The 3625-nt window shown below is 33.8% G+C and carries 5 protein-coding genes; 3 read left to right on the top strand and 2 right to left on the bottom strand.

Going from position 1 to position 3625, the window contains the following annotated elements; translation table 11 throughout:
• Nucleotides 1-72 precede the first annotated feature (72 nt).
• The 3 genes from GKAS_RS25185 (at nucleotide 73) to GKAS_RS22975 (ending at nucleotide 1340) form a co-directional block, all read left to right on the top strand.
• A complete protein-coding gene (locus GKAS_RS25185; RefSeq protein ID WP_167540436.1) occupies nucleotides 73-231 on the top strand; it encodes a hypothetical protein in 159 nt (52 codons plus the stop codon).
• 79 nt (nucleotides 232-310) lie between these two features.
• Nucleotides 311-787: an HNH endonuclease signature motif containing protein gene (locus GKAS_RS24440; RefSeq protein WP_072011472.1), complete on the top strand. Its 477-nt coding sequence runs from the start codon at nucleotides 311-313 to the stop codon at nucleotides 785-787.
• Between the two features lie 67 nt (nucleotides 788-854).
• Nucleotides 855-1340, top strand: coding sequence for a hypothetical protein (locus GKAS_RS22975; RefSeq protein WP_035897811.1), 486 nt, complete (start codon nucleotides 855-857; stop codon nucleotides 1338-1340).
• Between the two features lie 504 nt (nucleotides 1341-1844).
• Here the strand turns inward: GKAS_RS22975 and GKAS_RS22970 are convergent.
• Entirely contained in the window at nucleotides 1845-2825 is a 981-nt protein-coding gene (locus tag GKAS_RS22970) for a RipA family octameric membrane protein (protein ID WP_035897809.1), read from the bottom strand.
• A gap of 94 nt (nucleotides 2826-2919) precedes the next feature.
• Entirely contained in the window at nucleotides 2920-3618 is a 699-nt protein-coding gene (locus GKAS_RS22965) for a RipA family octameric membrane protein (RefSeq protein WP_035897807.1), read from the bottom strand.
• Between the last annotated feature and the right edge of the window lie 7 nt (nucleotides 3619-3625).

The raw sequence follows: 3625 nt of genomic DNA, 5'->3' as shown, positions 1-3625 counted from the left end.
AATTCCCCTTCATTTGGGACTTTTTTTACAGAGACAAATCAAATAAATGTATAGCAATAATAAGGAATAGTAATGGAAAAGAAAAAAGATAAACAAGTAAACGTACGGCTAAGTGAAGAACATATAAAGTACTTAGATACTATTGTACAAAGTGGTAAGGCAAAATCAATTAGTGGTGCGATGGTCTATCTAATCAATAAGGAAACAATCCTAAGTAATAAAAACGTTTGATACTATCGTAAAAAGTATTATTACTGTACTGGCATGGAATGCACAGTACACCCTATATCATGGAAGAAGAAATGGCAGTATGGAAAAAACACAATATGAAAATTATGAAGTAAGTAATGAAGGTGAAGTACGTAATACTAAGACTGGAAATTATCTAACTAAAAGTAGAAGTAAAAGTAATAATTACTATAAAGTTACTCTAACAGTATATGTAAATGGCAAATCTAATCCATTCCCAATTGAGATACATCGTTTAGTAGCCCAGACATTTGTACCTAAACCACAAACAAATGAAAGATTAGTTGTAGATCATATTGATGATGATAAACATAATAATAATCTTTCCAATTTACAGTGGTTAACACATAACGAAAATATTCTCAAAGCTAAACGTAATAAAGTACAAAATCCTAAGCTAACACAAGTACAGAAAGATGAAATAGTACATCTATATAGTACTGGTATGTCATGTATCAATATCACTATCTATATGAATGAAAAGTACGGTAGAAGTTCACAGAGACAGACATACACCAAGATAGCAAAAGGAAAATAAAAAAAGCCCTTAGTACAGGAATACTAAGGGCAATTAATTAGTACATCATTTTATAAGGGTATTTATTATGGCAAACACTGAAAAAGTACATGACAACCGCATAGTACAAAAAGAACTAAAAACGATCAAATTCAAAGAGTTATCATTAGAAGCAAAAGATGCTATTAACAGTGCGATACAGGGATGTAAATCACTTGGTCGCAATAAAGTAGATTCAGAAGAAATTTATGAGGTAGTACAAAAATGTGAGTATCTAACGAAAGCACAAACTTTGTATGTAATCAATTTAAAGCGTAGTACTGGTGTGATTACGAAGAATCAACTAAGAGGGGTATCACAGGAAGATAAGTATAAGACCGTATCTAAACGAGTTTCAGAGGCATTAGAGCTACTCATTGTGCAGGGTATCCCACTAAAGAATTCAATGAAGCGTACAGTAAGTAAGGTACAAGGTAAGCAACTGGAAGAGAAGCAACAGAAAGAGTTAGTGGATAAGGTGAACGCGGGTGTACCGATCAATGATCTTATCAAGTATCTGTCTGGTTTACTCTAAATTAATTAGCCCCCCTATTAGCCCAGACATATGGGCTAATTATGGGCTAATGGTGAATCAATGTATGGGCTAATGAACCACATATAGTGTTTAAACCCTTGATATATAATGATATATTTATTTTCTGTATGTGTTATTCCCATTAGCCCCCCTTAATATAATATATTCTTTTATTCTATTGTGTCTTAATAAGAAAGGAAGAAATAACTAAGTAATTCTCTAAGTCTCGTAAACGAGCCTTTAAAAATTATCAGGTATTACCCCTTAACTTTGCGTTTTTCTCGCAGTACTCGAAACAACGCAAGGCGTTATGGCTCGCTCTGCTCAAACAAGAACAGTACTGACAAAAGAATTATTCAAAGTGATTTGGTAAGTATTCGTGAGTCACCACCGAGTCACCCCGCAAGCAGTCCGCCGAAATAGATCTAGCCAAGTAGCCCACCTCAAACATACAAAGGGACGAAAACCTTAACACGATTAGGGGGCTTTACAATTTATCTCTTACTAATAAAGCAGAGGGAACAAACTCTTAATACTGACATTCATTAACACACCGAAGTCAGCAAATCGGGTGTCAATGTTTGATACATAGCGTAAAGTGAAGACATAACTTATCAGTGAAATGACTAAGATAACGAAGAAATAGAAAAGTTGTTTACTGACAATTCTTAGGTTTTTAACTATCTTAGTGGTATAACTGATATTAATAATCGGTTTGATTGCATACTGTGTTAGTTCATATTCTATATTCATTTTATCTTTGCTGGTAATGGAAAGTCCGATAAGGAAACCAGATAATAGGATTAATGAATAAACAACAGTTCCTATTATTATTGTGTTTTTGAAATTGTCTGTTAGTAGTAGTATTGATAATTCAAATAATAATACCCAACAAGTGAAGGCGATCCAAATGAACATTGAATTGAGTTTTGAGAGTGAGAATCTACTATTCCCAATTCCAAGGTGTGTACGGTATAGACTACCAGAGAATATAGGTTCAAGCATTACTATATGTAGCTCCCAGTTACGACACCATAAGTGACTTACTTTTAGCATCGATATAGATATCTTAGATACAATAATTCCAACAATCGAAAATAGTAGAATGATAAAGATGAATAATTCTTTTTTAGTAGGATCTGCTGTAAGGTATAAACTAAGAACAGCACCAGTGGCAACAATTAAACCTAGAATGAGTGTCCATAGATGTGTAGTCCTTTTCCAATGGAGGTAAATCTCAAACTGGGCTTTCTCATGTGCTTTGTCGTATGCCTCTTTTAATAATGGAATATCACTGTCTACTAGGGCATTTCTGCCGTTAAGCCGACTACCTAGTAAAGACTTAAAATATGTTTTGTTTTGAGAGAAATGGTCCTGAATGAAAGCATTTTCATACTCACATCGTTGGTTCGTAACAGGAGGGTTTGTTAGTACATTAGGTGTCTGCAAATTACGATTTCTTCTTGTATTGTTGAAGATACTCATAGCATTCCTTCTATGGGAAGTTGTTCAGATAGCTATTAAATATTATGGTTAGTAATTTTTTAAGAATTGATGTTGACAGGAAGATTAAGAGATATTACTCAAGCTCCATTATGTCATTTTCTCTCTTAGTGACCGATTTCCCTATTTCCCTGAATGCAAGCCAAATTATGATTGAGATTAAAAGTTGTATCCACATTGCATGATCATTAGTAATCTGAGGTGGAATGATGGCGGAAAATATTGCGGAGCAAAGCCAAAGGATCAAAAGTGCATAATTAAATATTTTCACACTTCTACTTATTGATGCATTTTTTTTGTTTTTATACTTAAACTGGATCGCATATAAATGACCAGACACAAAAGGCTCAAGAGCATAGATATGGTACTCCCAAACCTTCTGCCAGTGCTTGCCTGCATCAATGATAAAGCTGGTAAAAATTGTTACAATGCCACCAACAAGTGAAAGGAATGATAATGAAGCAAACATAATATACGGTACTTCTCCGCCTTTGGATTCAATAATCTTATAAATTAACGCCCCCCAACCTGCAAATAGTAATGCAGTGATAGCCCAAAGGTAGTTTAGTCTTTGCCAATATAAACCTATTTCAAATTCACGTATTCTATGGGATATTTCGAAGGATTTTTCTATTTTGTTTCTATCATCTTCTGTGACATTAATAGTTTGGTCGCGAAAATCCTTGGCTAGTAACTTATTAAAGTAATCAATGTTATTGATGAAATGATCAACCAATTCAGAAGATAAGTTGTAATTTCTTGATTGTGCGGTCATTTACTAT

Origin of the sequence: Kluyvera ascorbata ATCC 33433, assembly GCF_000735365.1 — a bacterium.
In the GTDB taxonomy this organism is placed as follows: Bacteria; Pseudomonadota; Gammaproteobacteria; order Enterobacterales; family Enterobacteriaceae; genus Kluyvera; species Kluyvera ascorbata.
The sequence above is the reverse complement of the archived record's forward strand: the minus strand, read 5'-3'. Positions and strand labels throughout refer to the sequence as shown.